Genomic DNA, 24,542 nt, shown 5'->3' on the forward strand with positions numbered 1-24,542 from the left:
CCCCATGCGGCTTTAAACTGATCGCGGCTGGTTCTTACGCCCGTTTTCCACCAGCCCAATACTCCACGCATGAGACGGGCAGGATGCGGGAGTGCAAAAATGACAGAAATATTGATCCGGAATGCCGACATTATCGTGACGATGGACAATGATCGGCAAGAGCTTGTGGGCGCTGATCTGTTGGTTCGGGACGGAAAGATTGCCCAGATTGGCCATGGTTTGACCAGCCGGGGTGAAATACATGATGCCGCCGGATGTGTTGTTACCCCTGGTCTGGTGAACACCCATCATCATCTCTACCAAACCCTTACACGCGCGGTGCCCGGTGGGCAGGATGCGTTGCTATTTGGATGGTTGCGAACACTTTATCCCATCTGGTCCCGCTTTGGACCTGAAGAGATGTTTATCTCTGCTCAAATTGGTCTGGCAGAGTTGGCGCTGTCTGGCTGCACGCTCAGTTCTGATCACCTCTACCTTTATCCCAATGGTGCGCGACTTGAAGATACGATCCATGCCGCGTCGGAATTGGGTCTGCGTTTTCAACCGACGCGCGGGGCAATGAGTATCGGCGAAAGTGATGGTGGGCTGCCGCCTGATGCTCTGGTCGAATCCGAGCAGGCCATTCTGGAGGACATGATCCGCGTGGTTGATGCCTATCACGATCCATCTGAGGGTTCGATGTGCCGCGTTGGCCTTGCGCCGTGTTCTCCGTTCTCGGTTAGTCGCGACCTGATGCGCGATGCCGCGCTTCTGGCGCGCGATAAAGGCGTAATGCTTCATACTCATCTGGCAGAAAACGATGAAGATATCGCCTATTCTGAAGATCAGTTCGGTTGCCGGCCCGGCCAATACGCAGAGGAGCTGGGCTGGACCGGATCGGATGTCTGGCACGCCCATTGCGTCAAGCTGGATGGCTCCGAGATCGACCTATTTGCGCGTAGCCGAACTGGTGTTGCGCACTGCCCATGCTCCAATTGCCGCCTTGGCTCAGGTATCGCGCCAGTCCGCAAGATGCGCGACCAAGGCGTGCATGTCGGGCTGGGTGTGGACGGTTCAGCCAGCAATGACAGCGGCAATCTGATCGCCGAGGCGCGTCAGTCCATGCTTTTGCAACGGGTTGCAAATGGCGCTGACGCCATGTCAGCCCGCGAAGCGCTCGAGATTGCCACCCGTGGCGGGGCGGATGTGTTGAATCGGCCCGATTGCGGCAGGCTTATGCCCGGCAAACGCGCTGACATAGCCATTTGGGACGTACGCGGCATCGAAAGTGCAGGCAGTTGGGACCCAGCTGCGCTCCTTCTGGCCGGACCAACGCGTGTCAAACACCTGTTTGTCGAGGGACGCCAGGTTGTGCGCGACGGCCAGATCGTCACGATTGACCTGCCGAAGGCCATAGAAACTCAGAATCGTCTGGCAAGCGCGTTGGCAGAATAGCGGATGCGCTCTTCATCTGGCTGAAAATATCCCCGCCGGAGGCATGGGCCACAGGCCCATTCCTATCAAGCAGAAACAGCTCGCCCGGCGATCCAGACCTCGGCAACAGCCCGATCGTCCCCCATCATGATGGTCGGGAACACCGCTTCCCAAAGATCATCAGCATGTGCTTCGCGTTGGGCGATGGCCGGAGTCGAGGCAAGGTCCAATACCACCAGATCCGCCTCCATACCCACCGCAATATTGCCGATACGATCATCCATCCGCAAAGTTTGAGCTGATCCAACCGTTCCAAGCCAAAGCAATTGCGACGGGTGTAGCGGACGACCCCGCAGTTGACCAATTTCGTACGCTGCGGCCATTGTACGCAGCATCGAAAAGCTGGAACCACCGCCTGTATCGGTGGCAAGACCAACCCGGTGCCCCTCGCGGATCAGGCCGTTCATGTCGAACAGACCAGAACCGATAAACGTATTGGACGTGGGGCAGTGGATCAGCGCTGCATCTACCTCGCGCAAGCGGTCACGTTCGCGATCCTCCAGATGGATCACGTGACCGTAGAGACCGTTTCCACCCAACAATCCAAACTGTTCATATGTATCCAAATAGTCGCGCGCCTCAGGGAACAGAGAGCGCACCCACTCAATTTCGTCGGTTTGTTCGCTGAGATGTGTTTGCATTAGGCATTCGGGATGCTCCGCCCACAGCGCGCCCATCGCCTCTAACTGATCTGGTGTCGATGTCGGCGAAAAACGCGGTGTAATGGCGTAGGATATGCGATCAACCCCGTGCCACTTTTCAAGCAGTGACTTGGACTGGTCATACCCGGTCTGTGCGGTGTCACGCAGCCCCTCGGGCGCATTTCGATCCATGCAGGTTTTGCCGGCGACAACCCGTTGACCTCGCGCAATTGCTGCCGAGAAAAACGCATCAACACTCTCGGGATGAATAGTGCAAAAGCTGCACATTGTCGTCGTACCGTGTGCTGCCGTCAAATCGAGGTATCTACTTGCAATTTCAGCGGCATAGACAGGATCGTTGAACTTCATCTCTTCCGGGAACGTGTAGCTGTTGAGCCAGTCGATCAGCCGCTTGCCCCAACTCGCAATCATTGCGGTTTGCGGATAGTGAACGTGCGGATCCACAAAGCCCGCCGAAATAAGCTTGTCGCCATAATCCTTAACTTTGGCCTCGGAGTGCGCGACAGAAAGATCGGACGCGGATCCCAATGCTGCGATGCGACCATCTTCTATCAACACGGCTTCGTGTAGTTCGGTCGCGTCTGTGGGTTCGCCTTCGAACGGTGATCCGTTGAAGCTGAGCACGCGTCCCTTCAAAAGCGTCTTTTGCGCCATCTGCTGTGTTCTCCGCCTGTTTGGGGCCGCTATCCAGCATAGGGATGCAAAAGATGTGGGTAAATTGGACCATTGTCATTGTTTTCCGGTAGCTGCTTCTTCTATCTAGGGTCAATCGGCAGGAAAAAAGGGGCAGCGCATGACGACAGGCAGTGACGAAGCCAGACCCGATCAGCCCCAGGACGAGGACGCCTATGCGCTCGACCCGCGAACCGTCGAAGCCATCCTCTATGCAGTGGAGGTCGAGGATCGCGCCAAGCTGATCGAGCTTATGGAGCCGCTACATGCGGCTGATATTGCCGACCTTCTGGAACAGATCAGCCCCTTTGACCGGGCGGGCCTGATCCGGTTGTACGATAAGGAATTTGACGGGGATATTCTTTCAGAACTGGATGAATCTGTCCGGGAAGAAGTGATCGATGTTCTGAAACCGGATGTCTTGGCCGAAGCTGTTCGGGACATGGAAAGCGACGATGTCGTTGATCTGCTCGAGGATCTCGAAGAGCCGCAACAAGAGACGATCCTTGATGCGCTTGAAGACTCTGAACGAGTCGCCGCTGAGCAGGCGTTGTCCTACCCCGAAAATTCCGCCGGTCGTCTTATGCAGCGTGAAGTTGTCATGGCACCCGAGCACTGGACGGTGGGGCAGGCCATTGATTTCATGCGGGCGAATGATGATCTGCCAGAACAGTTCTATCATGTCATCCTTGTTGACCCGAGGCTCAAGCCCGTTGCACAGGTTACATTGGGAAAGCTGATGGCGACCCGGCGAGAGGTGCCCTTGCATGACCTCGCCGAGGAAGAATTCCACACCATCCCCGTCGATCAGGACGAAGAGGATGTGGCCTATGCGTTCAACCAATACCACCTGATCTCGGCCCCGGTTGTGGATACGGATGGGCGGTTGGTTGGCGTCATTACCATTGATGACGCGATGGTGGTGTTGGATGAAGAATATGAAGAAGACATGATGCGTCTGGCTGGTGTCTCGGACGAAAGTTCTTTGTCCGATAGCGTAGCGGCAACCAGTAAACGGCGCTTGCCATGGCTCGGTGTCAATCTGATCACCGCGATTTGTGGTTCGCTGGTCATTTCGCAGTTTGAGGCCGCAATCGATCAGCTTGTTGCACTCGCAATCCTGATGCCGATTGTTGCCTCAATGGGAGGCAACGCTGGAACTCAATCACTGACAGTGGCTGTACGCGCACTGGCGACACGTGACTTGACGAGTTCGAATGTGTGGCGCGTGATCCGCCGCGAATTACTGGTTGGGATGCTCAACGGATTATGCTTTGCCATCGTGTTGGGAACCGTTGGGATGATGTGGTTTGATTCTCCGTTGCTGGGTGTCGTGATTGGATCGGCGCTGGTCGTGAACATGATCATCGCGGGCTTTGCAGGTACGGTAGTACCGGTGGTGCTGGATCGTCTGGGGATCGACCCTGCGCTGGCATCGGGAACCTTTGTGACAACGACGACGGACGTGATGGGGTTCTTCATATTTCTGGGGCTTGCCAGCATGGTGCTACTGTGACCGACACAACCGATCTGACTGAAATCAAAGCCGCTGCCCGAAAGGCGGCCTTTGCGCGCCGAAAGGCGGCGTTTGACACGCGCCTACCGGGTGCTGCAGGACGTTTGTCCGAGGTTTTGGCCGGGCACCGAGGTGTTCCCATCTCAGGATACATGCCCATCCGAACCGAGATCGACCCGTTGCCGGCAATGGCCGAAGCAGCCGCTTACGGGGCCGTCGGCGTACCCGTCATTCAGGCCGCCGGAAAGCCGCTGCGATTTTCGCGTTGGACTCCGGAAGGCGCGCTGAAAGACGGACCATTTGGTGCGAAGGTACCCGAGATCGACGATTATTTTGATCCTGAAATCCTGATTGTGCCGCTGGTTGCGTTTGATGCTCAGGGTGGTCGTCTGGGATATGGTGGTGGATTCTATGATCGCACGCTAGAGGGGTTGCGCGGTAGGCGCCCGACATTGGCGATCGGGTTTGCCTTCGATGCACAAGAGGCAGAAGAGCTGCCGCTTGAGCCGACGGACCAACCTCTGGATATGGTTATCACAGAAAGCCGCGTGTTGACGTTTTCGGCCTAGCCCGTGTGCTCAGCACGGAAATAGTCCCAGGCATCCTGTTTGGTTCCGTCTGGCAGGGTGCAGATCCCGGTTTGGCCGCCGTCGCCATCCTGAATATTGTACGTGCCGCCCCGTTCGATGCAAAAAGTCGCCGCTGGGTTTGCCAGTTCGGTTGATTGCTCGGCTGGCTGATCGCACGCGGCGAGGGGGGCGAGCAGGGTAACAATAATAAGATAGCGGGTCATAAGTTTCTCCTAACCAATATTATTTGCGGTTTATGGTGACAGTTTAATCACTTGTGCTTGTGTTGCACCACACTTAGGACGGGTGACATGAGGTTATTATTTCTTGGCGACGTCATGGGGCGCTCGGGTCGCGCCGCCGTTCAACAGCACCTGCCGCGTTTGCGTGAGGAGTGGCGGTTGGATTTCGTCGTGGTTAACGGCGAGAATGCATCCAATGGCATGGGGCTCAGTGGTGATCACGCCAAGCTGCTTTTGGACGCCGGTGCCGATTGCATCACTTTGGGCGACCATGCGTTCGATCAGAAAGACATGTTGCAGTTCATCGAGAAAGAGCCGCGCATTGTGCGCCCGGTGAACTATGCCAAAGGGGCGCCGGGGCGAGGTCATCGGCTGTTCACGGCGCCGGGTGGACGGAAGGTGTTGGTGGTGCAGGTACTGGGGCAAGTATTTATGAAGCGCCCCTTCGATGATCCGTTCTCAGCTATCGAACCGATCCTGAAATCGCACCCACGCGGTGGGCAGGCGCAGGCGATTATCGTCGATATGCATTGCGAGGCGACGTCTGAAAAGATGGCGATGGGCCACTATTGCGACAAGCGCGCCAGCCTTGTGGTGGGCACGCACACCCATGTGCCGACGGCGGATGCGCAGATTTTGACTGGCGGGACAGGATACCTGACCGATGCCGGAATGTGCGGGGATTATGACTCGGTCATTGGTATGGACAAACAAGAACCTATGCGTCGTTTCATCACGGGGATGCCCAAAGCCCGCTTCACACCCGCCAATGGCGAGGCAACGCTGAGCGGTGTGTATGTCGAAACCGATGATCGCGACGGAAGCGCAAAATCTGTACAGATGGTGCGTGTTGGTGGGCGTTTGCAGCAGGCAGGCCCCTAATTCACATGTCAGGCTTGCCCTGCCGCACGCAATACGTGAAACTACCTATTAGGCGCGTATGCCAGATCAGGGTTCGGACAGAATACCAAGAATGCAATTCCTTCAACTGACAGAGATGGGCAGCGCAATTCTGGCGCTGATGATTGTTGCAGGGATGTTCATCATGTTCCTGCGCGAGGTCTATCCGACCGAAGTTGTCGCCATTGGTGGGGTCGCCCTGATGCTTGCGACGGGTATTCTGCCCTATCAAAGCGCGCTTGCGGTACTGGCTAACCCTGCGCCATGGACCATCGGTGCCATGTTCATCATCATGGGGGCTTTGGTGCGAACAGGGGCGCTTGATGCGTTCACATCCGTGGCGCAAAAGCAGGCGCAGGTTAATCCGCGTATAGCCATCGGTTTGTTGATGGGATTTGTCGTCATCGCGTCTGCAGTGGTGTCGAACACACCTGTTGTCGTCGTGATGATCCCGGTCTTTATTCAAATCGCTCGCACACTTAACGTTTCGGCGTCCAAACTGTTGATTCCGCTTAGCTATGCGGCAATTCTTGGGGGAACGTTGACCCTGATCGGCACCTCAACCAACCTTCTGGTTGATGGCGTCGCGCGTGCGCAGGGCATGACGGCCTTCACGATATTTGAGGTCACCCCACTGGGCATAGCTCTGGTTATCTACGGCATGGTTTATCTGCGCTTCATAGCGCCGCGTTTGTTGCCAGAGCGCGATAGCATGGCCGAAATGCTGAGTGACCGATCCAAGATGAAGTTCTTTACTGAGGCAGTCATCCCACCCGACAGCAACTTGATCGACCGCGAAGTAACGGGGGTTCAACTGTTCAAACGCCAAGGTGTACGGCTGATCGACGTGGTTCGGGGTGATGAGTCGTTACGTCGGAACCTAAAAGGTGTCACGCTGAAAGTGGGTGACAGAGTGGTTCTCCGCACCGAGATGACTGAGTTGTTGAGCCTGCAAAGCAATAAGGAATTAAAGAGGGTTGATCAGGTCTCGGCAGTTGAAACCAAGACGGTCGAAGTTCTGATTACACCGGGTTGCCGTATGGTTGGGCGAACATTGGGTGCGATGCGTTTGCGTCGTCGGTACGGTGTCTACGTTTTGGCTGTGCATCGCCGAAACCAGAATATCGGGCGCCAGTTGGATGCTCTAACTGTACGCGTGGGGGATACACTGCTGCTTGAAGGCTCACCCGGTGATATTCAAAGGCTGGCAGCAGATATGGACATGGTTGATGTGACACAGCCCTCGGCACGTGCCTTCCGTCGCAGTCACGCACCCATTGCCATTGGATCATTGGTGGGAATCGTTGCGTTGGCTGCGCTGGGCGTCGCTCCAATTCTGCTTTTGTCTATACTGGCTGTTGCGGTGGTCCTGCTGACCCGCTGTATCGATGCGGATGAGGCATTTTCCTTTGTCGAAGGCCGATTGCTTGCGCTGATTTTCTCCATGCTCGCAATCGGTGCGGCGCTTGATAAGTCTGGCGCTGTGACGCTGATTGTCGAGGCGATCGCCCCCGCGCTGGGCATGTTGCCGCCTTTCCTGATCATATGGGCGGTTTATCTGCTGACCTCGGTATTAACCGAATTGGTTTCGAACAATGCGGTTGCTGTGGTGGTCACGCCGATCGCGATCTCACTTGCGCAGGCGGTTGGCATCGATCCGCGCCCCTTGGTCGTCGCGGTGATGGTGGCGGCGTCAGCTTCGTTTGCGACGCCTATCGGTTATCAGACAAACATGATGGTGTATGGTCCGGGCGGGTATAAATTCACCGACTTTCTGAAAGTTGGTGTGCCTCTGAATCTGACGGTTGGACTATTGGCCTCGCTCTTGATCCCGTTCATCTGGCCACTCTGAGACTGGCACAGTTTCGCCGGCTTGAATGTATTGCCCTTGTAAATGGCGATACAGTTACAATCTTTTTCTCAAAGACGAATGAGAGAGGATAGGATCATGCCTTTTCCAAAACTCGGACAGGCCATTGTGGCCGGAGCAGTTGTATTGGCCTTGCTGGGCAGCCAGAGCCACGCCGGATCGGTGACAGGTACAGCGACATATCGTGAACGGATCGCTCTGCCTCCGGATGCAACACTGTATGTCGAACTACAGGATATTTCGCGGGCGGACGCGGCTGCTGTGACACTGGCAGCGCAGCGCTATGCTCTGAACGGTGTGCCATCAGAATTTGAGCTGTCGTTTGATGATGCGCTGATCCACGAAGGAATGGCCTATGCGGTCCGCGGTGCAATCTATCGTGGAGAGAAGCTGCTGTTTACGACCGATACGATTCACCCGGTATTGACCAACGGAGAAGGCAATTCCGCAGACCTGATACTGGTGCAGGCGCACGATCAGAGCGCCGCGACACTAGAAGGGACTGAATGGGTGGCCATCGGAATAGATGGAGAGGTGTTGGACGCAAAGCGCCCTCCACAGCTTTCATTTGCTCAAGGCGGAGCGTTCGGCGGTACGGGCGGTTGCAATCGGTTTACCGGACAAGCCGAAATCATCGGCAATAGCATAGAATTTCCAGAGAATATGGCTGCCACATTGATGGCGTGCCCACCAGAAATGGAAGAGATTGAAGATCAATTTCTAGCCGCTTTGCAAAGTGTAACCACTTATGCGGTTGCCGGTGACAGTCTGGTTATGCTCGACGCCGCAGGCGAACCTGTCCTGAAGTTTGTGCGCAACCAGTAATCAGGCCACGGCGCGGGACCGTCCCGCATTGCGGCCCGAGAAGATGCAACCGCCCAAGAACGTGCCCTCCAGCGCGTTGTATCCGTGATAGCCGCCGCCACCAAAGCCAGCGACCTCTCCGGCTGCAAACAGGCCGGGGACGACTTGGCCGTCTGCGCCAATCATCTGACTGTCGAGATTGGTCTGCAACCCACCAAGCGTTTTGCGAGTCAGAACATGCAATTTAACTGCAATTAAAGGGCCATTTGACGGATCGAGGAATTTGTGTGGCTTGGCGGTGCGGATCAACCTATCGCCCCGGTAATTGCGCGCGGCATGGATCGCCATCATCTGAGCGTCTTTCGAGAATGGGTTGTCGATCTGAGAATCCCTCGCCTCGATTTGCGTGCGCAAATACGCTTCGTCAATCAGTCCGCCGCCCAATTGGTTCATGCCACTGACCAATTCCGTCAGCGTGTTGGCAACAACGAAATCCTCACCCTTTTCCTTGAAAGCCTCGACCGGGCCAGTTGCCTTTGAGCCGGATAGAATGCGCTGTTGAATAACCTCTTTCCAGCTGCCCGAAGTGAAGTCCGGGTTCTGCTCGGACCCGGAGAGGGCAAATTCCTTCTTGATCACTTTCTGGGTCAGAACGAACCAACTGTATTCATAACCCGTCTTCAAGATTTCGCGCAGAGTGCCCAGAGTATCGAAGCCCGGCAGACAAGGGGGTTGCAGACGATTGCCGCACGCGTCAAACCACATCGAGCTTGGACCGGGCAGGATGCGAATTCCGTGCGCGGGCCAGATCGGATCCCAATTGCGCACGCCCTCCGTATAGTGCCACATTCGATCACCGTTGATCACATGGCCGCCTGCTTTCTCGCTGATCGGGATCATCCGGCCGTCGACATGAAAGGGCACACCAGCGATCATGTCTTTGGGTGGCTCACCCAATCGGTTTGTGGGCCAGTTTTTTCGCACCATTTCGAAGTTCCCACCGATCCCGCCGGAGGTGACGATGACTGAAGGCGCGTAGACTTCGAATTCGCCCACTTCGTCTCGATTGGTCTTGCCACCCCTCTGGACGCTATCATCGGCTAGGACCTCTCCGGATACGCCCTTGGCTGTGCCATTTTGCATAATGATATGGCTGACTTGGTGGCGGAACTTCAATTGGATTAGACCGGCACTGACATGATCCTGCACACGTCTGATAAAATGTTCCAACACTCCCGGGCCCGTGCCCCACGTGATATGAAAGCGCGGGACCGAGTTGCCATGACCATTGGCGTATGACCCACCGCGTTCGGCCCATCCCACGACCGGAAACCAGCGCAACCCCATGTCATACAACCACGGACGCATTTCACCTGCCGCAAACTCGACATAGGCATCCGCCCACTTGCGGGGCCAATTGTCCTCATCACGGTCGAACTGAGCGCTGCCCATCCAGTCGCGCAGTGCCAGTTCGTAGCTGTCGCGAATACCCATGCGACGCTGTTCAGGGGTATCGACCATGAACAGACCGCCAATGCTCCAAAACGCCTGCCCGCCAAGGAAGTGTTCCGGCTCCTGATCCACAATGATCACACGCTTACCGCGATCCCCCAGCTCTGCTGCGGCAGCCAGACCGGCAAGTCCGCCGCCGACGACAATCGCGTCTGCTGTATTATCAGCCATCTGATCTCCTTTCAGCGGTTGCGGAACCAAAGGATAAAGGGGGTCACGACCACATACATCGTAATACCATAAACTGCGGCCGGAACGGCAAGCGGACTGAAGCCCGTTGTGGTGCCTGTGATCAGTGCCGCCAACGTAATTCCCATCGCCGAATTCTGTATGCCTGTTTCGACCGAAATGGTTTTCGCCTCTTCCCATGTCAGCTTGGCGATCCGCGCCAGTCCAAGCCCAATTAGTAGCAGTGCGATATTCAGCGCGATCAACGCGGCTCCGATCGAGCTGAGGTTCTCAATGAAGAACTGCCAGTTTCCGGCCAGCGCTGCCAGAACGATCAGCACAAACAGGATCGAGGCAAGCGTGGACAAAGGGTTATCGATCAGAACCGCGAACTCTTTGGCAAAGTGGCGAATACTAACGCCTATCGCGACAGGCAACGTTGTGATCAGGAACAATGCGGTAGCAAGGGCGCCAATCGATACTTCCGGGGCTGTCTCACCCATGAAGTAATCAATGGACCACGCGGCCAGAATTGGAACTGTCACAATCGACAACAGGCTGATCACAGCCGTCAGGCTGACTGATAGCGCAATGTCGCCTTTGGCAAACTTTGCAAGGATGTTGCTGGTAACGCCGCCGGGGCAAAAGCTTAGAAGCATCACGCCAACGGCAATCTCAGCGGGTAGCCCGAACATCGTGACGGTTGTGAAAGCAGCCAGTGGTATCAACACAACCTGACTGATCGCACCGATGGCGAATGGGTATCCGCGGGTAAGAACTCGGCGAAAATCAGCGGCCTCAAGCCCGATCCCGAGCGACAGCATGATAATGGCCAGCGAAAGCGGCAGGCCAACATTTATGAGTAGGTCCAAGAACAACTCCTCCCAAAGTCATTCGGGCCAGCCTATGCGAGGGGGTGTTAATCAGGCAATAACGCCGTTGGGTCACCCGTAGCGTTCGGCGAACCGTCGCAGGATTTCCCCAGGTTGTGTAACGTCTGCCGCGTGGCAGATTTCGATCAGGCGTTGTGCATCTTCCGGCGGGAAATACCCGTGATCTTTGTAGATGTTAATCCGCTGTTCAAAGTCCTTGGCATCCGCTTCGGGGTGGAACTGAGTGGCATAGACATTTTGTCCCCAGCGGATCATTTGGATCGGGCAGGGGTCCGAGGCGACTAGATGCACGCAGCCTTCTGGCAGGGATTGCACGGCCTCTTTATGGCCGACAAAGGCTTCAAACTGCGGAACTAGGCCAGCGGTCAGGGGATCCTGTGCGCCATCTTCGGTCAGTTCGCAATCCGATGGTCCAACCGGTTCGCCGAATTGCCGTTTGCTGACATCACCGCCCAGATGCGCCGCGAGAATTCCCAGGCCGTAGCAGCAGCCCATGAACGGGTGGTCCTGTGCTGTGATCTGCGGCATCAGCCCCATGATCGCGCCCTCGATCTTGGCATCCAAAGTAGATTTTCCTGCCGGATCGTCGCTGACGCAACCCGGGCCTCCGCCGACGATCACACCGGCGTAGTCGGTAACGTCCAGCCCTGCGGGCAGGTCTTCGCAATCCAGCCGGATGCGGTGGGTTTGCGAAGGTGCCAGGCCGGTTTTGTCCAGAATTGAGGCGTACTCAGCATCCGAAGCATCGGTTTCTGGGCGGAGTTGCAGGATCAGAAAGCGTTTCATGCGCTGCCTTTACCCGTCAAAGCGGCCAGAACACAAGGATCGAGGGGATTGATACGGCGATGATCAATATCTCTAGCGGTAGGCCCATGCGCCAATAATCCCCGAAATGATAGCCTCCGGGACCCAGCACCAGCGTGTTGTTCTTATGACCAATCGGTGTGAGGAATGCTGCCGAGGCTGCCACGGCCACTGTCATCAGGAATGGATCGGGCGAGACCTCAAGCGTGCGCGCCATCTGTATCCCGACGGGGGCTGCAACAATTGCGGTGGCCGTGTTGTTGAGTACGTCCGACAGGGTCATGGTGACAACCATCAGCACAGTCAGGATCGCCCATGCAGGCAGACCGTTTGTCAACTGGATCAGTGCGTTCGCTATCAGTTCAGTGCCGCCGGATGTTTCCAATGCGCTTCCCAACGGGATCATCGAACCCAGCAAAACCACCACCGGCCACTCAATGTGATTGTAGATATCCGCAATCGGCATGATCTTGGTAAGCACATAGGCCACAACGACCAGACCCAAAGCGATGGGAAGATAGATCAGCCCGATGCTAGCGGCCAGTACGGCTGTTGCGAACAGGCCGATGGCGAGCCACGCTTTGTCGTTGGCAGTGACGTTCAGGCCGCGTGCTGCCAAGGGCAAACAGCCGAGCCACTCGGTCACGTCCGCGCCCCGGTCACGCGGGCAGAGCAGAAGCAGGATGTCACCCGCCTCAACCTCGGTCTTCCGGACTTGTTCCGTGATGCGACGGCCCTGACGAGAAATCCCCATCAGCACCGTGCTCTGTCGCCAGGCCAACCCCAGCGCCTGCGCGGTGCGTCCAGTGATGCGGGCGCTTTCGGGGGCAACGACCTCGATCACCTCAAGCCCGTCGCCCTCGGCAGTCAACACCTCTTGCCGCCTTGTGTCTGAAAAATCGAGATTAAGCGCAGCGCGGAATTCGTCCAACGCTTCGGGTCGAGCTTCAAGGACAAGCGCGTCACCTTCCCGAAGAGTGGTGTGGGTGGACCTGCCATAGCGCCGCTTGCCATCCCGGATCAGGCCGATGATGGCGACGTCGGATTTCTCTGCCGCCTCATAAAGTTCGCTAACGCGTTTGCCGATATGGGGTGACTCGGGCGGGACAGTCAGTTCGGCGATATACTCTGCCAGAACTTCCGATGCTTCTTCCTGGACGCCACGATTGGGGATCAGTCGCCAACCGACCAAGGCCACAAAGGCCAGACCGGCGATGGCTGCGATCCCGCCAACCGGGGCAAAGTCGAACATCCGGAATGGCTCGCCCAGAGTTTCGGCGCGGATTGAGGCGATAATGATATTGGGCGGTGTGCCGATGAGCGTGGCCATGCCTCCAAGAATGGTGGCAAAGCTTAGTGGCATCAGGCTAAGACCCACCGAACGCCCCGCCTTGCGAGCGGTTTGGATGTCCACTGGCATTAGCAACGCCAGCGCGGCAACGTTGTTCATAAAAGCGGACAGAACAGCGCCGATCCCACCCATCAACGCGATGTGCGCGCCCAGACTGCGCGAGGCATCAACCAGTGTCCGTGTAATCAGGAACACCGCGCCCGACCGAACCAGACCCGCAGAGACTACAAGAACCAGTGCTACGATAATTGTTGCTGGATGGCCAAACCCGGCGAAGGCGTTCTCGACCGGGACAACGCCCAGCGTCACTGCAATCATAAGGGCAGTGAACGCGACGAGGTCATATCGAAACCGCCCCCAAAGCAGCATTCCAAATACGGCAATGAAAAGGGAAAAAAGAATAATCTGATCTGTCGTCATATCGCCACCATAGCCAAGGGCGAAGGCAGGACAAGCCGCTCTCTTGATCCTGCCCCCCGCAAACGTCTATATGAGCGCCGAATACGCAATCACGAATGACGAGGACGCACCATGGCAGGCCATTCCAAATGGGCCAATATCCAGCACCGCAAGGGACGTCAGGACGCCGCGCGGTCCAAACTGTTTTCCAAACTTTCGAAAGAGATCACCGTCGCCGCCAAGATGGGCGACCCCGATCCCGACAAGAACCCGCGTCTGCGTCTGGCGGTAAAAGAGGCCAAGTCGAACTCGGTTCCCAAGGACGTGATCGACCGGGCCATCAAGAAATCCGTTGCGGGCGAAGGGGATGAATACGAAGAAATCCGGTACGAGGGCTATGGCCCAAATGGTGTGGCCGTGATCGTCGAGACGATGACGGACAATCGCAACCGCACCGCATCGACCGTGCGTTCGACGTTTTCGAAGAATGGCGGCAATCTGGGTGAAACCGGCTCGGTTGGGTTCATGTTTGATCGCAAGGGTGAAGTTATCTATCAGGCGGATGCTGGCGATGCGGATACGATCTTTGAAGCCGCGATCGAGGCCGGGGCCGAGGATGTCGAAAGCTCGGAAGACGGTCACATCATCTGGTGTGCTGATACCGATCTGAACGATGTATCGAATGCGCTGGAGACCGCGCTGGGCGAATCCGAATCCACCAAGCTGGTCTGGAAACCCACAACCACGACCGAATTGGGTCTGGAAGATATGCAGAAGCTGATGAAATTGGTGGATGCATTGGAAGACGATGACGACGTCCAGCGGGTTACGACCAATTTTGAGGCGACAGACGAGGTCATGGCCCAGCTCTGATGCGTCGGGCAATCGTTGGTTAATTGGAACCCGGCCTTTGGCCGGGTTTTTCTGTTGCAGGGCTACGCCTAACAGAAACTTTGGTCCCTAAGGTCCTTGCATTTATGATCAGATCAATGAGGCTGAAAAATCTGAATAATTAACCATAGGCGCACTACGCAGACCAAGAAATGGCGACGAACACGACCGATCCTGCCCGAAGAAATGTGCCGGTCATAGCTGGCCAGAGCATCCTGTCACAGGTTGCGTGGACTCTGGGCAGCCCCTCTGTTGTTTTGCCCTTTCTTGCGATCTCGTTAGAGCTGCCGATGTTCCTTGCGGCGGCATTGGTTTCTATTCGCATGTCGGGCAGTATGATCTCTGACCTCGTTCTGGCGCGTCCTATCGCGGCGCAGGTTCGCAAGAAACGCGGTATCGCTCTGACCGAAATAGGATTGGGCGGCTGCCTTTTGATGGCCTTGGCCATCGCGGCGACCGGAAGCGTTACACTGACCGCTATCGCCTTTGTTGCGGCGTTTTTCCTGATCGGACTGATTGAAGAGAGCCAATCCTTGATGTTGTCCGATCTGTTAGGTGATCATCTGAAATCGAAATCTCGCATGATTATTCGATATCTCCAATTGGGTGCCGGTGGTCTTTGTGCGATCGGATTGGTGTTATTGATCCACGAGATCACAAAAGAATATCCACCATTCTCGCGACATTCTGCTGTAATCGCAGCATCGGTTTCGTTCTTCCTGTTTTCTGCGCTGTGCATTCTCGGAATGGCAGAGAGTGCCCCCGAAAAACCTGAAGATGGAAACATCAAGGTTTCCGGCCGTCAATCGCTGCGGAGTATTATTTCCGGCATCGTTGAAATGTTCGAATACTCTTGGTTCCGTCGTTATATGGCGATGCGGCTTCCTTTGGTTGTTGTATCGCTGTCGGTCCCGTTCTTTGCGCTTATCGCTGCAGAGGCACACCATACTTCTGCAAAGGGGCTGACGGCCATGATCATTTCGTCCGCATCCGGGTATCTGGTTTCGGCGCCGTTGTGGCAGTTGGTGAACATGAAGTCTCACCGCGCGGTGATGGTCTCGGGCAACCTGATGGTCGCAGCAACCGGGATCGTTCTGCTGGCCTTCCACTATGCCCACATTGACCACGAAGTTCATCTGCACGCGATTGCATTGTTTGTCGTCTCGGTCGCAACAACCGGAATATCAAGCGCGCGGAAGCTCTATTTTCTGGACATTGCCCCCAAAGAACAACGTATTCAGGGCGCTGCAGCCATCAAATCTATGTGTCGGTTAACGGCCGTTGCATTATCGGCTGCGTTGGCCGCAGTTGCCCATATGCACGAGGTTGCATCAGCTATTGTGTTCATCGTGCTTGTCAGTATTTGGGCAGCGTTTTCCTGTTACCGAATTGCGCAGCCGCAACAGAAGGCAGATACGCAGGCATAAGGTCAGTCTGTTGTGATGAGCGCCTGGGCTGCAACACGACGAACTGCCTTGGTCAACGGTGCAAGGGCAGGGGCAAGCACCCGCCCGATCTGCCAAGTCAGTTCCACATCCAATGACGTGTCGGGAATAACCTCGCGGAGTTGACCTTTTACAATTGCAGGGCGTGCAAGGCTTTCAGGGTTCATCCCCCAGCCCAAGCCTGCAATCGCTGCCTCAACAAAGCCGTTTGTGGAAGGCATAAATTGCGTCGGTGGCGCAAGCCGACGTCCTATCTGTTTACTGATCCAGGTTTTCTGCAAATTGTCTTTGCTATTGAAAGTCAGGCAAGGTGCCAGCGACAACGATTCAGCCGATACGCCATCGCTGAACCAGCGGTCCATGAACGCGGGGCTGGCGGTTGGCAGATAGCGCAACGCGCCCAGCGCAAATGAATCGCATCCTGTGACGGCTTGTCCACCAACAGTAATCGCTGCGCTGACCTCGCCGCGCCTCAGCCATTCGGCCGAGTGATCCTGATCGTCAATCACCAGATCGAACAATAAATCGCCAGCCTGCGCCATCGCGTCGATAAACCATGTCGCCAGAATGTCGGCAGGAAGTGCAATCCGCACGCGGGTAGGGCCTTCGCGCTCATCCAAGGTCAGCTCTCGTGCGAGCTTTGCTTCAAGCAGGCCAATGTCTTCGGCATGACGCGCAATCCGCAAGCCAGCAGGTGTTCCGGTGCAAGGGGAACCGCGATGTATCAGAGCGGCTCCAACACGATCTTCCAAAGCCTTGATGCGTTGAGAGATTGCGGAGGGGGTCACAGACAATTCAGCTGCTGCCGCATCAAAGCTTCCATGGCGCAATATTGCAGACAGCGCTGAAAGATGATGCGGGTCCAGGAGCATTAGATTTTCTTAATTCAGGTTACAAACATTAATTTGATAGGGCCTCGGGATGGCTATAGTCAACGGCCAACAACAGGAGGTCGCATGTTCCCATCAATGATCGCAGGATTTGCCCTTAGCTTCAGCCTTATCTTGGCGATTGGCGCTCAGAACGCTTTTGTTCTGCGTCAAGGGCTACGACGCGAGCATGTCTTTCCTCTCTGCCTGACCTGCGCGGTTTCGGATGCAATTCTGATTGCGGCTGGGGTAGCAGGATTTGGCACGCTGGCGCAGGCCGCGCCATGGTTTGAAACGGTAATGCGCTATGGAGGCGCGATCTTTCTGACATGGTATGCTTTGCGCAGTTTCCAGTCTGCCTGGCGGGGTGGCGCTATGTTGGACACCGATGCAGGGCAGCGTACCAGTTTGCGCGCGGCTATGTTGACCGTATTGGCCTTCACATGGCTTAACCCTCATGTGTATCTGGATACGGTGGTATTGATCGGATCGATTTCTGCCCAATACGATGACCGAATGGGGTTTGCTATTGGTGCAGTATCCTCAAGCTTCGTGTTCTTCTTCTCACTGGGATATGGTGCGCGCATTCTTTCACCGATCTTTGCGCGTCCGCGTGCATGGCAAATACTCGACGTACTGATAGGCATCGTGATGCTGGGTATTGCGATGAAACTTGTTATCATGTGAAGGGTTGTTCCCGATCAGAAAACGGTGTTCAACCGTCGGTATGACTTCACCCAACGATCAGCAGCGCCCGCTTGTCGGCATGTTCTGGATGCTTTCAGCAGGTCTGTCTTTTGTGGGCATGAATGCTCTGGTGAAAGTGCTCGGGACCAGTATGGATCCAATTCAGGCCGCATTTTTGCGGTATGTTTTTGGGCTGGTTTTTCTTATTCCCGCGTGGCGTGCGCTGATTGGAACGCCGCTGTCCACTCGTAACTTGACCCTGTTTGGATTGCGAGGGGTGGTTCATGCCATAGCCGTCATGCTCTGGTTCTATGCCATGACCCGCATTCCGCTGGCCGAAGTAACGGCAATGAATTACATGACGCCGATCTATGTAACTTTGGGTGCCGCGCTTTTCCTGGGAGAGCGGCTCGCTGTTCGTCGAATCGCAGCAATCGGTGTTGCGATTGTTGGGGTTGTAATCGTACTGAGACCCGGATTTCGCGAGGTATCGCCGGGACATCTGGCGATGTTGGGTACGGCCTTGGCACTTGGAGGTTCTTATCTGCTGGCTAAAGTTATGGTGCATGATATTCGGCCATCGGCAGTAGTTGCGCATCTTTCTATCTGGGTTACGATTGCCTTGATCCCTTTTGCTATCGCCGTGTGGCAGCCACCTTCCATGCGTGATTTGGGCATTCTGCTTGTCGTTGCCAGCTTTGCCACGGCTGGGCACTATTTCATGACGCTCGCATTGCAAGCTGCTCCGGTAGCCGTGACACAGCCCGTGACATTCCTGCAGTTGATTTGGGCGACGTTGCTTGGCACATTGGTTTTCCATGAGAGTGTCGACATATGGGTTGTTGTCGGAGGCTCTCTGATCCTGGCAGCCGTCAGCTTCATCACGTGGCGCGAGGCGATACTTAGTAAGGGCAAAGCTACGCCGCCGACCCCGCTACAGGGATCAGAAACCCCCGCCCAGAGTCGTTATTGATTGACGAGTCAATATAAAGCGCTTAGCTTCTCTTACACTCAAGCAGGGTAGAGAGGCGAAGATGCCAAAACTCGGAATGGAGCCGATCCGGCGGGATGCGATCGTAAAGGCGACGATTGCCGAACTTGGCGTACAAAAATCCCTCGATGTGACCGTCAGCCAGATTGCCAAGCGTGCGGGAATGTCCAGCGCATTGGCCCATCATTATTTCGGTGGGAAAGAGCAGATATTCCTTGCTGCTATGCGTCGTATACTGTCGGATTTCGGGGCAGAAGCGCGCACTCAACTTGGTACAGCCAAGCCTGAAGAACGCGCGCAGGCCATCATCCGCGCCTGTTTTGCACCATCCTGTTTCACGCCGGACGTGATTGCAGCATGGATGACCTTTTATGTTCTGGCGCAAACCAACGATGATGCGCTTAGACTTTGGCAAATCTATCAGGCCCGGATCCGCTCGAATCTCATCCATGCGCTACGCCCGCTACTGCGCGATCCGACCGAAGCCGCCGAAGACATGATTGCTCTGATCGATGGGCTGTACATCCACGCTGCTTTGAACGCGCCGCAAGAGCCGCAGTTGGCCGTGAACCATGCGCTGCGGGTTATGAAAGTTTTCCTAGAGGCCGAAAAATGACAAAGCCGAATATTCTGATCCTGATGGTGGATCAGCTCAACGGGACCCTCTTCCCCGACGGTCCCGCGGAATGGTTGCATGCGCCAAACCTGAAAAAACTGGCTGCAAAATCAACGCGTTTCGCGAATACATACACAGCGTCGCCACTGTGCGCGCCGGGGCGGGCCAGCTTTATGTCTGGCCAGTTACCCTCGCGGACAGGCGTCTATGATAATGCGGCTGAATTCCGCAGCGATATTCCAACCTATGCGCACCATCTTCGCCGCGCTGGGTATTACACTTGTCTATCAGGTAAGATGCACTTTGTTGGTCCCGACCAGTTGCACGGGTTCGAGGATCGCCTAACCACCGACATTTACCCAGCCGATTTTGGCTGGACGCCGGATTATCGTAAACCCGGTGAGCGTATAGACTGGTGGTATCACAATATGGGATCAGTCACCGGGGCAGGCGTTGCCGAGATCTCCAACCAGATGGAATATGACGACGAGGTTGCCTATAACGCCAAAGCCAAATTGTATGATCTGGCACGCGGGAAAGATGAACGCCCTTGGTGTGTAACCGTCAGCTTCACGCACCCACACGATCCGTACGTGGCGCGTCGTAAATATTGGGATCTGTATGAGGATTGTGAGCATCTTGAGCCACAGATCTCGGATTTGGGCTATGACAATCAGGACCCGCATTCCAAGCGTATTTTTGATGCAAATGACTGGCGCAGTTTCGACATAAAGGCCGATGATATCCGCAAATCCCGCCGCGCTTATTTCGCCAACATCTCTTATCTGGACGACAAGATCGGCGAGATATTGGAAGTGCTGGAATCCACGCGGCAAGAGGCCATCATCCTCTTTGTCTCGGACCATGGCGACATGTTGGGCGAGCGTGGATTGTGGTTCAAAATGACTTTCTTCGAGGGGTCCTCGCGAGTGCCCTTGATGATTTCGTCGCCCGATCTTCCCACTGGCCGGATCGATACACCGGTATCAACGATCGATGTCACGCCAACACTTGGGGCGCTTGCCGGAGTTGACATGGCAGAAATTGCTCCATGGACAGATGGCGAAGACCTGGTGCCTTTGGCGAAGGGCAATGAACGAACAGCTCCCGTCGCGATGGAATACGCGGCAGAAGCCTCCTACGCGCCTTTGGTTTCGCTTCGGTATGGAAAGTGGAAGTACAATCGCTGCGCTTTGGACCCGGACCAGCTTTTTGATCTTGAAGAGGACCCTCACGAGCTGAAAAACCTGGCGAGCCGACCCGAGCACGCGGGCACCCTGCAGTCCTTACGCGCCAAATCCGAGGCGCGTTGGGACCTTGAGCGATTTGATGCCGATGTAAGGGCCAGTCAGGCCCGTCGGTGGGTAGTTTACGAAGCGCTGCGGCAAGGCGGTTATTACCCGTGGGATTACCAGCCGCTGCAGAAAGCATCCGAACGCTACATGCGCAATCACATGGATCTAAACGACGTTGAAGAAAGCCAACGCTTCCCGCGGGGCGAATAACGTTCACTTTTTCAAAATACTTCCGCCAGAGGCGATAAGATTTTTCGCCGAAAAATCTTAGCCTGCGTGGAAATGGAGACACGAATATGGAAGCAGATTTTGTCATCGTTGGCGCTGGGTCCGCCGGTTGTGCGATGGCGTATCGACTAAGTGAGGCCGGTGCCTCGGTTCTGGTGATCGAACATGGCGGCACCGATGCGGGCCCATTCATCCAGATGCCAGCCGCTCTCAGCTATCCGATGAACATGTCGCGCTATGACTGGGGCTATAAATCCGAGCCCGAGCCTCATTTGAACAATCGCCGCCTTGTTTGCCCGCGCGGCAAGGTGATTGGCGGGTCTTCGTCGATCAATGGAATGGTCTATGTGCGTGGCCACGCACGGGATTTCGACACCTGGGCGGATATGGGTGCGGATGGTTGGTCCTATGCGGATGTGCTGCCTTACTACAAACGCATGGAAACCTGGCATGATGGTGGCCATGGTGGCGATCACGCATGGCGCGGGACTGACGGGCCATTGCATGTGTCGCGCGGACCCCGCGAAAACCCGCTGTTCAAAGCCTTTGTCGATGCGGGGCAGCAGGCGGGATATGAGGTCACCGGAGATTACAACGGTGAAAAACAAGAAGGCTTTGGGCCGATGGAGCAGACCGTCTGGAAAGGACGGCGTTGGTCGGCGGCAAATGCCTATCTGAAGCCCGCTTTGAAACGTGAAAATTGTGACATTGTTCGGGGTCTCGCCGCACGCGTGGTGATCAATGACGGCCGCGCCACCGGCGTCGAATTGATCCGTGGCGGCAAGAAAGAAATTATTGGGGCAAGGCGTGAGGTCATATTGGCCGCGTCATCTATCAATTCTCCCAAGTTGCTGATGCTGTCGGGGATCGGTTCTGCGGCGCATTTGACTGAACATGGAATCGAAGTGGTCGCGGATCGACCTGGTGTCGGCGCCAATTTGCAGGACCATCTTGAGCTATACATCCAGCAAGCCTCGCTGCAGCCGATCACGCTCTACAAACATTGGAACCTGATCAGCAAAGGCTTGATCGGGGCGCAGTGGCTGTTCACAAAAACCGGCCTGGGCGCGTCGAACCAGTTCGAGAGTGCGGCGTTCATTCGCTCGAAACCTGGTGTCGAATATCCCGACATTCAGTACCATTTCCTCCCTATCGCGGTGCGTTATGACGGTCAGGCAGCGGCTGAGGGGCACGGTTTCCAAGCGCATGTGGGACCAATGCGTTCGCCGTCTCGGGGGGCTGTCACACTGCGCTCGGCACGGGTTGAGGATGCCCCAGTGATCCGTTTCAACTACATGAGCCATGATAAGGACTGGGAGGATTTTCGGTCATGCATACGCCTGACGCGCGAAATCTTCGGGCAGGATGCTTTCAAGCCATTTGCCGGCAAGGAGATCCAGCCGGGTAAAGACGTACAGACGGATGAGCAGCTTGACGCGTTCATCGCGGAGCACGCGGAAAGCGCCTATCATCCCTGTGGAACCTGCCGAATGGGGCGCGCGGATGACAAGACTGCAGTTGTTGACCCGCATGGTCGTGTGATTGGGGTGGACGGGCTGCGCGTCGCGGATAGTTCGATTTTCCCTCAGATTACCAACGGAAACCTGAATGCGCCTTCGATTATGGTAGGGGAAAAAATGTCGGATCACCTGCTGGACAAGGAGCCATTGGCCAAAGCAAATGACGCGCCTTGGATCAGCCCGAGATGGGCCACGGCGCAACGTTGATCCGGTTCTACCAATTGAGGTATCACGCAAAGAATTCTCAAGGAATTTGATTGGCGTCAAAGCGGTGTGAGACAACCATGTTTATCTCTCCGATGTAACGCAACATTGAGGAGTTAACAGGATGTCGCACACCCCGCATGAACTGGCTGAAGAGTTTCCCGATAAGATCGACACCATAAGCCAGCTCAAGCAAACGGACGCCCATTTTGCGAGGCTTGCGGATGAATATCATGAGGTCAATCGCGTAGTGCACCGAGCTGAAACCAATGTTGAGCCAATGGAAGAGTTGGTCGAGGTTGAGTTGCGTAAGAAACGAGCTGTGCTCAAGGATCAAATCTGGGCGATCCTGTCAAAAAGCTGACGAACAGGCGGGGGCTCTGCCCCCGTCGCGGCAAGCCGCGACTCCCCCGGAGTATTTCAGGCCAGATGAAGATCAGGTGACTTCGTATGGAAGGATACTGCGGATATCGGAGTTGATGGTCAGGCGGCGTTCGAGTGGCGGTACTGAACGCTGATGACAGGTTTGGCGTTCGCATATGCGACAGGAGATGCCGATCGGTTCGTAGGCACTGGCATTGTTAATATCGAGATTGTCAGCGTAAACCAATGCTTCGGCATGGCGTACTTCACACCCCAATGCGATGGCATAGCGACGAACGGGCGCGCCGAAGGAACCTCCGGATTTCGATACATCGCGCGCAAGTGAGATATATCGTACACCGTCTGGTGTTTCTGCCAGCTGCTGCAGAAAGTGGCCCGGAGTTTCAAAGGCACGGTGAACGTTCCACAAGGGGCAGGCCCCGCCGAATCGTGCGAACTGAAGCCGAGTGGCCGAATGGCGTTTTGTGATCGTTCCTGCCTGATCGACCCGGACAAAGAAGAACGGGATGCCTTTGGCCCCCGGTCGCTGCAAAGTGGAAAGACGGTGCGCGACCTGTTCGATGGATGCCCCGAACCGATTGCTGAGCAATTCCAGATCGTGACGATAGTCCTGCGCAGCACTTAAGAACAGACCATATGGCATCAGGGACGCCCCGGCGAAGTAGTTTGCGAGGCCAATCTTGGCAATCGCACGGGCCTCTTCACTTTGGAAGCGCGCGAAGTCGAGCGTCGCCTCAAGCAGTTTGTCCTGACTGATCAGCGCGACCTGCAGCAAAAGCTGGAAGACTTGTGTTTGCGGAGCTGCGCGTGAAGAAAGGCGCAGTGTCTTATCATCCGCGTTGTAGCTACGTAGGGTCTCGGTATCGGTGAAGGTGACGTGGATTCCTCGTTCGGTCAGGCTGTTGATCGCTGCCTGACGAATGCCACCGAATTCATCAGCGCGACTGGCGAACCGTTCGGCTGCCCGGTCAACGGCGTCAATGTAATTGTCGCAATAGTGAAAGAAATCACGCACTTCTTCCCAAGGGCTGGCTTGAATGCGGGCGTCTTCCCGACCTAATGCTTCGTCCAAAGAAGCCAGACGTTCATGAGTTTGGCGATAGCTTCGATGCAATTCAATAAATGCGCGGGCCAGCGCAGGGGCATTCGATGCGGTCAGCCGCAGGTCAGCCAATGGGGGCATGGTGTCAGCAAAAACCGGATCGGCAAGCGCCTCGCGCATGTCCGAGACCAGGCGCTCACTATCGCCCGTGCTAAGCTCGGTCACGTCCATGCCGAACTCTTGCGCCAGCGCCAATACAACTGTCGTTGAAATCGGACGGTTGTTGTTCTCCATTTGATTGGCGTACGGGAGGGACACGCCGAGCTTGTTCGCAAACTCCTTCTGGGTGAGGTTAAGTCGTTGTCTTATCTCACGAAGTTTCGCCCCGGCGTATAGTCTTTTCATCGTCATATCGTCTCTCCTCGGGACACTTCGGGGTCACATATGTCACATCGGGACACATTGTGTCACTCCTGCGATCTGAGTGTATTGCTCGGTCAATCAAAAAATAGCCAAAGGAAGCTTTGTGCATCAG

Annotated in this window: 22 protein-coding genes; 14 read left to right on the plus strand and 8 right to left on the minus strand. The window is 55.8% G+C overall.

Annotated elements, in window-relative coordinates; genetic code table 11:
• Positions 1-99: 99 nt before the first annotated feature.
• Entirely contained in the window at positions 100-1,434 is a 1,335-nt protein-coding gene (locus ACR0IU_RS04085; protein WP_480715355.1) for an 8-oxoguanine deaminase, read from the plus strand.
• Positions 1,435-1,499: 65 nt separating this feature from the next.
• On the opposite strand, the gene guaD is transcribed toward ACR0IU_RS04085, so the two are convergent.
• On the minus strand, positions 1,500-2,789 hold the full coding sequence (gene guaD, locus ACR0IU_RS04090; protein ID WP_480715356.1) for a guanine deaminase: 1,290 nt from the start codon (positions 2,787-2,789) through the stop codon (positions 1,500-1,502).
• Between the two features lie 139 nt (positions 2,790-2,928).
• Here guaD and mgtE point away from each other — a divergent pair, with 139 nt between their 5' ends.
• Together mgtE and ACR0IU_RS04100 are read left to right on the plus strand one after the other, a co-directional pair.
• Positions 2,929-4,323: a magnesium transporter gene (mgtE, locus tag ACR0IU_RS04095; protein ID WP_480715357.1), complete on the plus strand. Its 1,395-nt coding sequence runs from the start codon at positions 2,929-2,931 to the stop codon at positions 4,321-4,323.
• Complete coding sequence (locus ACR0IU_RS04100) at positions 4,320-4,892, plus strand: 5-formyltetrahydrofolate cyclo-ligase (protein ID WP_480715358.1); 573 nt, start codon at positions 4,320-4,322, stop codon at positions 4,890-4,892. Before mgtE ends, ACR0IU_RS04100 begins: the two co-directional genes overlap by 4 nt.
• Here ACR0IU_RS04100 and ACR0IU_RS04105 read toward each other — a convergent pair.
• Positions 4,889-5,116 (minus strand): putative hemolysin, encoded by a 228-nt coding sequence (locus ACR0IU_RS04105; protein ID WP_170472553.1) that lies wholly within the window; start codon positions 5,114-5,116, stop codon positions 4,889-4,891. The genes ACR0IU_RS04100 and ACR0IU_RS04105 overlap by 4 nt on opposite strands.
• A gap of 87 nt (positions 5,117-5,203) precedes the next feature.
• On the opposite strand from ACR0IU_RS04105, the gene ACR0IU_RS04110 reads away from it, so the two are divergent.
• From ACR0IU_RS04110 to ACR0IU_RS04120, 3 genes are all read left to right on the plus strand, one after another.
• A complete protein-coding gene (locus tag ACR0IU_RS04110) occupies positions 5,204-6,016 on the plus strand; it encodes a TIGR00282 family metallophosphoesterase (RefSeq protein WP_170472550.1) in 813 nt (270 codons plus the stop codon).
• Between the two features lie 91 nt (positions 6,017-6,107).
• Positions 6,108-7,886, plus strand: coding sequence for an SLC13 family permease (locus ACR0IU_RS04115; RefSeq protein ID WP_480715359.1), 1,779 nt, complete (start codon positions 6,108-6,110; stop codon positions 7,884-7,886).
• Between the two features lie 96 nt (positions 7,887-7,982).
• Entirely contained in the window at positions 7,983-8,729 is a 747-nt protein-coding gene (locus tag ACR0IU_RS04120; protein WP_480715360.1) for a YbaY family lipoprotein, read from the plus strand.
• Here ACR0IU_RS04120 and ACR0IU_RS04125 read toward each other — a convergent pair whose 3' ends face one another.
• From ACR0IU_RS04125 to ACR0IU_RS04140, 4 genes are all read right to left on the minus strand, one after another.
• Positions 8,730-10,391: an FAD-binding dehydrogenase gene (locus ACR0IU_RS04125; RefSeq protein WP_480715361.1), complete on the minus strand. Its 1,662-nt coding sequence runs from the start codon at positions 10,389-10,391 to the stop codon at positions 8,730-8,732. It lies immediately after the preceding gene.
• An 11-nt stretch (positions 10,392-10,402) separates the two neighbouring features.
• Positions 10,403-11,260 (minus strand): bile acid:sodium symporter family protein, encoded by an 858-nt coding sequence (locus ACR0IU_RS04130; RefSeq protein ID WP_480715362.1) that lies wholly within the window; start codon positions 11,258-11,260, stop codon positions 10,403-10,405.
• 72 nt (positions 11,261-11,332) lie between these two features.
• Positions 11,333-12,067, minus strand: coding sequence for a glutamine amidotransferase (locus ACR0IU_RS04135; protein ID WP_480715363.1), 735 nt, complete (start codon positions 12,065-12,067; stop codon positions 11,333-11,335).
• 16 nt (positions 12,068-12,083) lie between these two features.
• The gene (locus ACR0IU_RS04140) at positions 12,084-13,856 is read right to left on the minus strand and encodes an SLC13 family permease (protein ID WP_170472535.1); all 1,773 of its coding nucleotides are present in this window, start codon (positions 13,854-13,856) and stop codon (positions 12,084-12,086) included.
• Positions 13,857-13,967: 111 nt separating this feature from the next.
• Here ACR0IU_RS04140 and ACR0IU_RS04145 point away from each other — a divergent pair, with 111 nt between their 5' ends.
• The gene (locus ACR0IU_RS04145; protein WP_170772953.1) at positions 13,968-14,708 is read left to right on the plus strand and encodes a YebC/PmpR family DNA-binding transcriptional regulator; all 741 of its coding nucleotides are present in this window, start codon (positions 13,968-13,970) and stop codon (positions 14,706-14,708) included.
• A 170-nt stretch (positions 14,709-14,878) separates the two neighbouring features.
• A complete protein-coding gene (locus ACR0IU_RS04150; protein WP_480715364.1) occupies positions 14,879-16,153 on the plus strand; it encodes an MFS transporter in 1,275 nt (424 codons plus the stop codon).
• A gap of 2 nt (positions 16,154-16,155) precedes the next feature.
• Here ACR0IU_RS04150 and ACR0IU_RS04155 read toward each other — a convergent pair whose 3' ends face one another.
• Positions 16,156-17,043: a LysR family transcriptional regulator ArgP gene (locus ACR0IU_RS04155; protein WP_480715365.1), complete on the minus strand. Its 888-nt coding sequence runs from the start codon at positions 17,041-17,043 to the stop codon at positions 16,156-16,158.
• A gap of 84 nt (positions 17,044-17,127) precedes the next feature.
• Here ACR0IU_RS04155 and ACR0IU_RS04160 point away from each other — a divergent pair, with 84 nt between their 5' ends.
• The 6 genes from ACR0IU_RS04160 (at position 17,128) to ACR0IU_RS04185 (ending at position 22,945) form a co-directional block, all read left to right on the plus strand.
• Positions 17,128-17,727 carry a LysE/ArgO family amino acid transporter gene (locus ACR0IU_RS04160; RefSeq protein WP_170472528.1) on the plus strand — a complete coding sequence of 200 codons (600 nt, stop codon included), beginning with the start codon at positions 17,128-17,130 and terminating at the stop codon, positions 17,725-17,727.
• Between the two features lie 40 nt (positions 17,728-17,767).
• Complete coding sequence (locus tag ACR0IU_RS04165; protein ID WP_170540935.1) at positions 17,768-18,700, plus strand: DMT family transporter; 933 nt, start codon at positions 17,768-17,770, stop codon at positions 18,698-18,700.
• Positions 18,701-18,761: 61 nt separating this feature from the next.
• The gene (gene betI / locus ACR0IU_RS04170; protein WP_260022726.1) at positions 18,762-19,334 is read left to right on the plus strand and encodes a choline-binding transcriptional repressor BetI; all 573 of its coding nucleotides are present in this window, start codon (positions 18,762-18,764) and stop codon (positions 19,332-19,334) included.
• Positions 19,331-20,839, plus strand: coding sequence for a choline-sulfatase (betC, locus tag ACR0IU_RS04175; protein WP_480715366.1), 1,509 nt, complete (start codon positions 19,331-19,333; stop codon positions 20,837-20,839). Before betI ends, betC begins: the two co-directional genes overlap by 4 nt.
• 86 nt (positions 20,840-20,925) lie before the next feature.
• Positions 20,926-22,584: a choline dehydrogenase gene (gene betA, locus ACR0IU_RS04180; RefSeq protein WP_319544924.1), complete on the plus strand. Its 1,659-nt coding sequence runs from the start codon at positions 20,926-20,928 to the stop codon at positions 22,582-22,584.
• A gap of 121 nt (positions 22,585-22,705) precedes the next feature.
• Positions 22,706-22,945, plus strand: coding sequence for an HP1242/YdcH family protein (locus ACR0IU_RS04185; RefSeq protein ID WP_480715367.1), 240 nt, complete (start codon positions 22,706-22,708; stop codon positions 22,943-22,945).
• Positions 22,946-23,017: 72 nt separating this feature from the next.
• Here ACR0IU_RS04185 and ACR0IU_RS04190 read toward each other — a convergent pair whose 3' ends face one another.
• Positions 23,018-24,418 carry a helix-turn-helix domain-containing protein gene (locus ACR0IU_RS04190; protein WP_480715368.1) on the minus strand — a complete coding sequence of 467 codons (1,401 nt, stop codon included), beginning with the start codon at positions 24,416-24,418 and terminating at the stop codon, positions 23,018-23,020.
• Positions 24,419-24,542 lie beyond the last annotated feature (124 nt).

It is taken from the genome of Ruegeria sp. CL5 (assembly GCF_056536485.1).

Coding starts and splice junctions, on each gene's coding strand:
- ACR0IU_RS04110 (WP_170472550.1), top strand. CDS start 5,204: ATGAGGTTATTATTTCTTGGCGACGTCATGGGGCGCTCGGGTCGCGCC.
- ACR0IU_RS04115 (WP_480715359.1), top strand. CDS start 6,108: ATGCAATTCCTTCAACTGACAGAGATGGGCAGCGCAATTCTGGCGCTG.
- ACR0IU_RS04150 (WP_480715364.1), top strand. CDS start 14,879: ATGGCGACGAACACGACCGATCCTGCCCGAAGAAATGTGCCGGTCATA.
- betI (WP_260022726.1), top strand. CDS start 18,762: ATGCCAAAACTCGGAATGGAGCCGATCCGGCGGGATGCGATCGTAAAG.
- ACR0IU_RS04140 (WP_170472535.1), bottom strand. CDS start 13,856: ATGACGACAGATCAGATTATTCTTTTTTCCCTTTTCATTGCCGTATTT.
- ACR0IU_RS04190 (WP_480715368.1), bottom strand. CDS start 24,418: ATGACGATGAAAAGACTATACGCCGGGGCGAAACTTCGTGAGATAAGA.
- betC (WP_480715366.1), top strand. CDS start 19,331: ATGACAAAGCCGAATATTCTGATCCTGATGGTGGATCAGCTCAACGGG.
- betA (WP_319544924.1), top strand. CDS start 20,926: ATGGAAGCAGATTTTGTCATCGTTGGCGCTGGGTCCGCCGGTTGTGCG.
- guaD (WP_480715356.1), bottom strand. CDS start 2,789: ATGGCGCAAAAGACGCTTTTGAAGGGACGCGTGCTCAGCTTCAACGGA.
- ACR0IU_RS04120 (WP_480715360.1), top strand. CDS start 7,983: ATGCCTTTTCCAAAACTCGGACAGGCCATTGTGGCCGGAGCAGTTGTA.
- ACR0IU_RS04145 (WP_170772953.1), top strand. CDS start 13,968: ATGGCAGGCCATTCCAAATGGGCCAATATCCAGCACCGCAAGGGACGT.
- ACR0IU_RS04155 (WP_480715365.1), bottom strand. CDS start 17,043: ATGCTCCTGGACCCGCATCATCTTTCAGCGCTGTCTGCAATATTGCGC.
- ACR0IU_RS04085 (WP_480715355.1), top strand. CDS start 100: ATGACAGAAATATTGATCCGGAATGCCGACATTATCGTGACGATGGAC.
- ACR0IU_RS04125 (WP_480715361.1), bottom strand. CDS start 10,391: ATGGCTGATAATACAGCAGACGCGATTGTCGTCGGCGGCGGACTTGCC.
- ACR0IU_RS04105 (WP_170472553.1), bottom strand. CDS start 5,116: ATGACCCGCTATCTTATTATTGTTACCCTGCTCGCCCCCCTCGCCGCG.
- ACR0IU_RS04160 (WP_170472528.1), top strand. CDS start 17,128: ATGTTCCCATCAATGATCGCAGGATTTGCCCTTAGCTTCAGCCTTATC.
- ACR0IU_RS04165 (WP_170540935.1), top strand. CDS start 17,768: ATGACTTCACCCAACGATCAGCAGCGCCCGCTTGTCGGCATGTTCTGG.
- ACR0IU_RS04135 (WP_480715363.1), bottom strand. CDS start 12,067: ATGAAACGCTTTCTGATCCTGCAACTCCGCCCAGAAACCGATGCTTCG.
- ACR0IU_RS04185 (WP_480715367.1), top strand. CDS start 22,706: ATGTCGCACACCCCGCATGAACTGGCTGAAGAGTTTCCCGATAAGATC.
- mgtE (WP_480715357.1), top strand. CDS start 2,929: ATGACGACAGGCAGTGACGAAGCCAGACCCGATCAGCCCCAGGACGAG.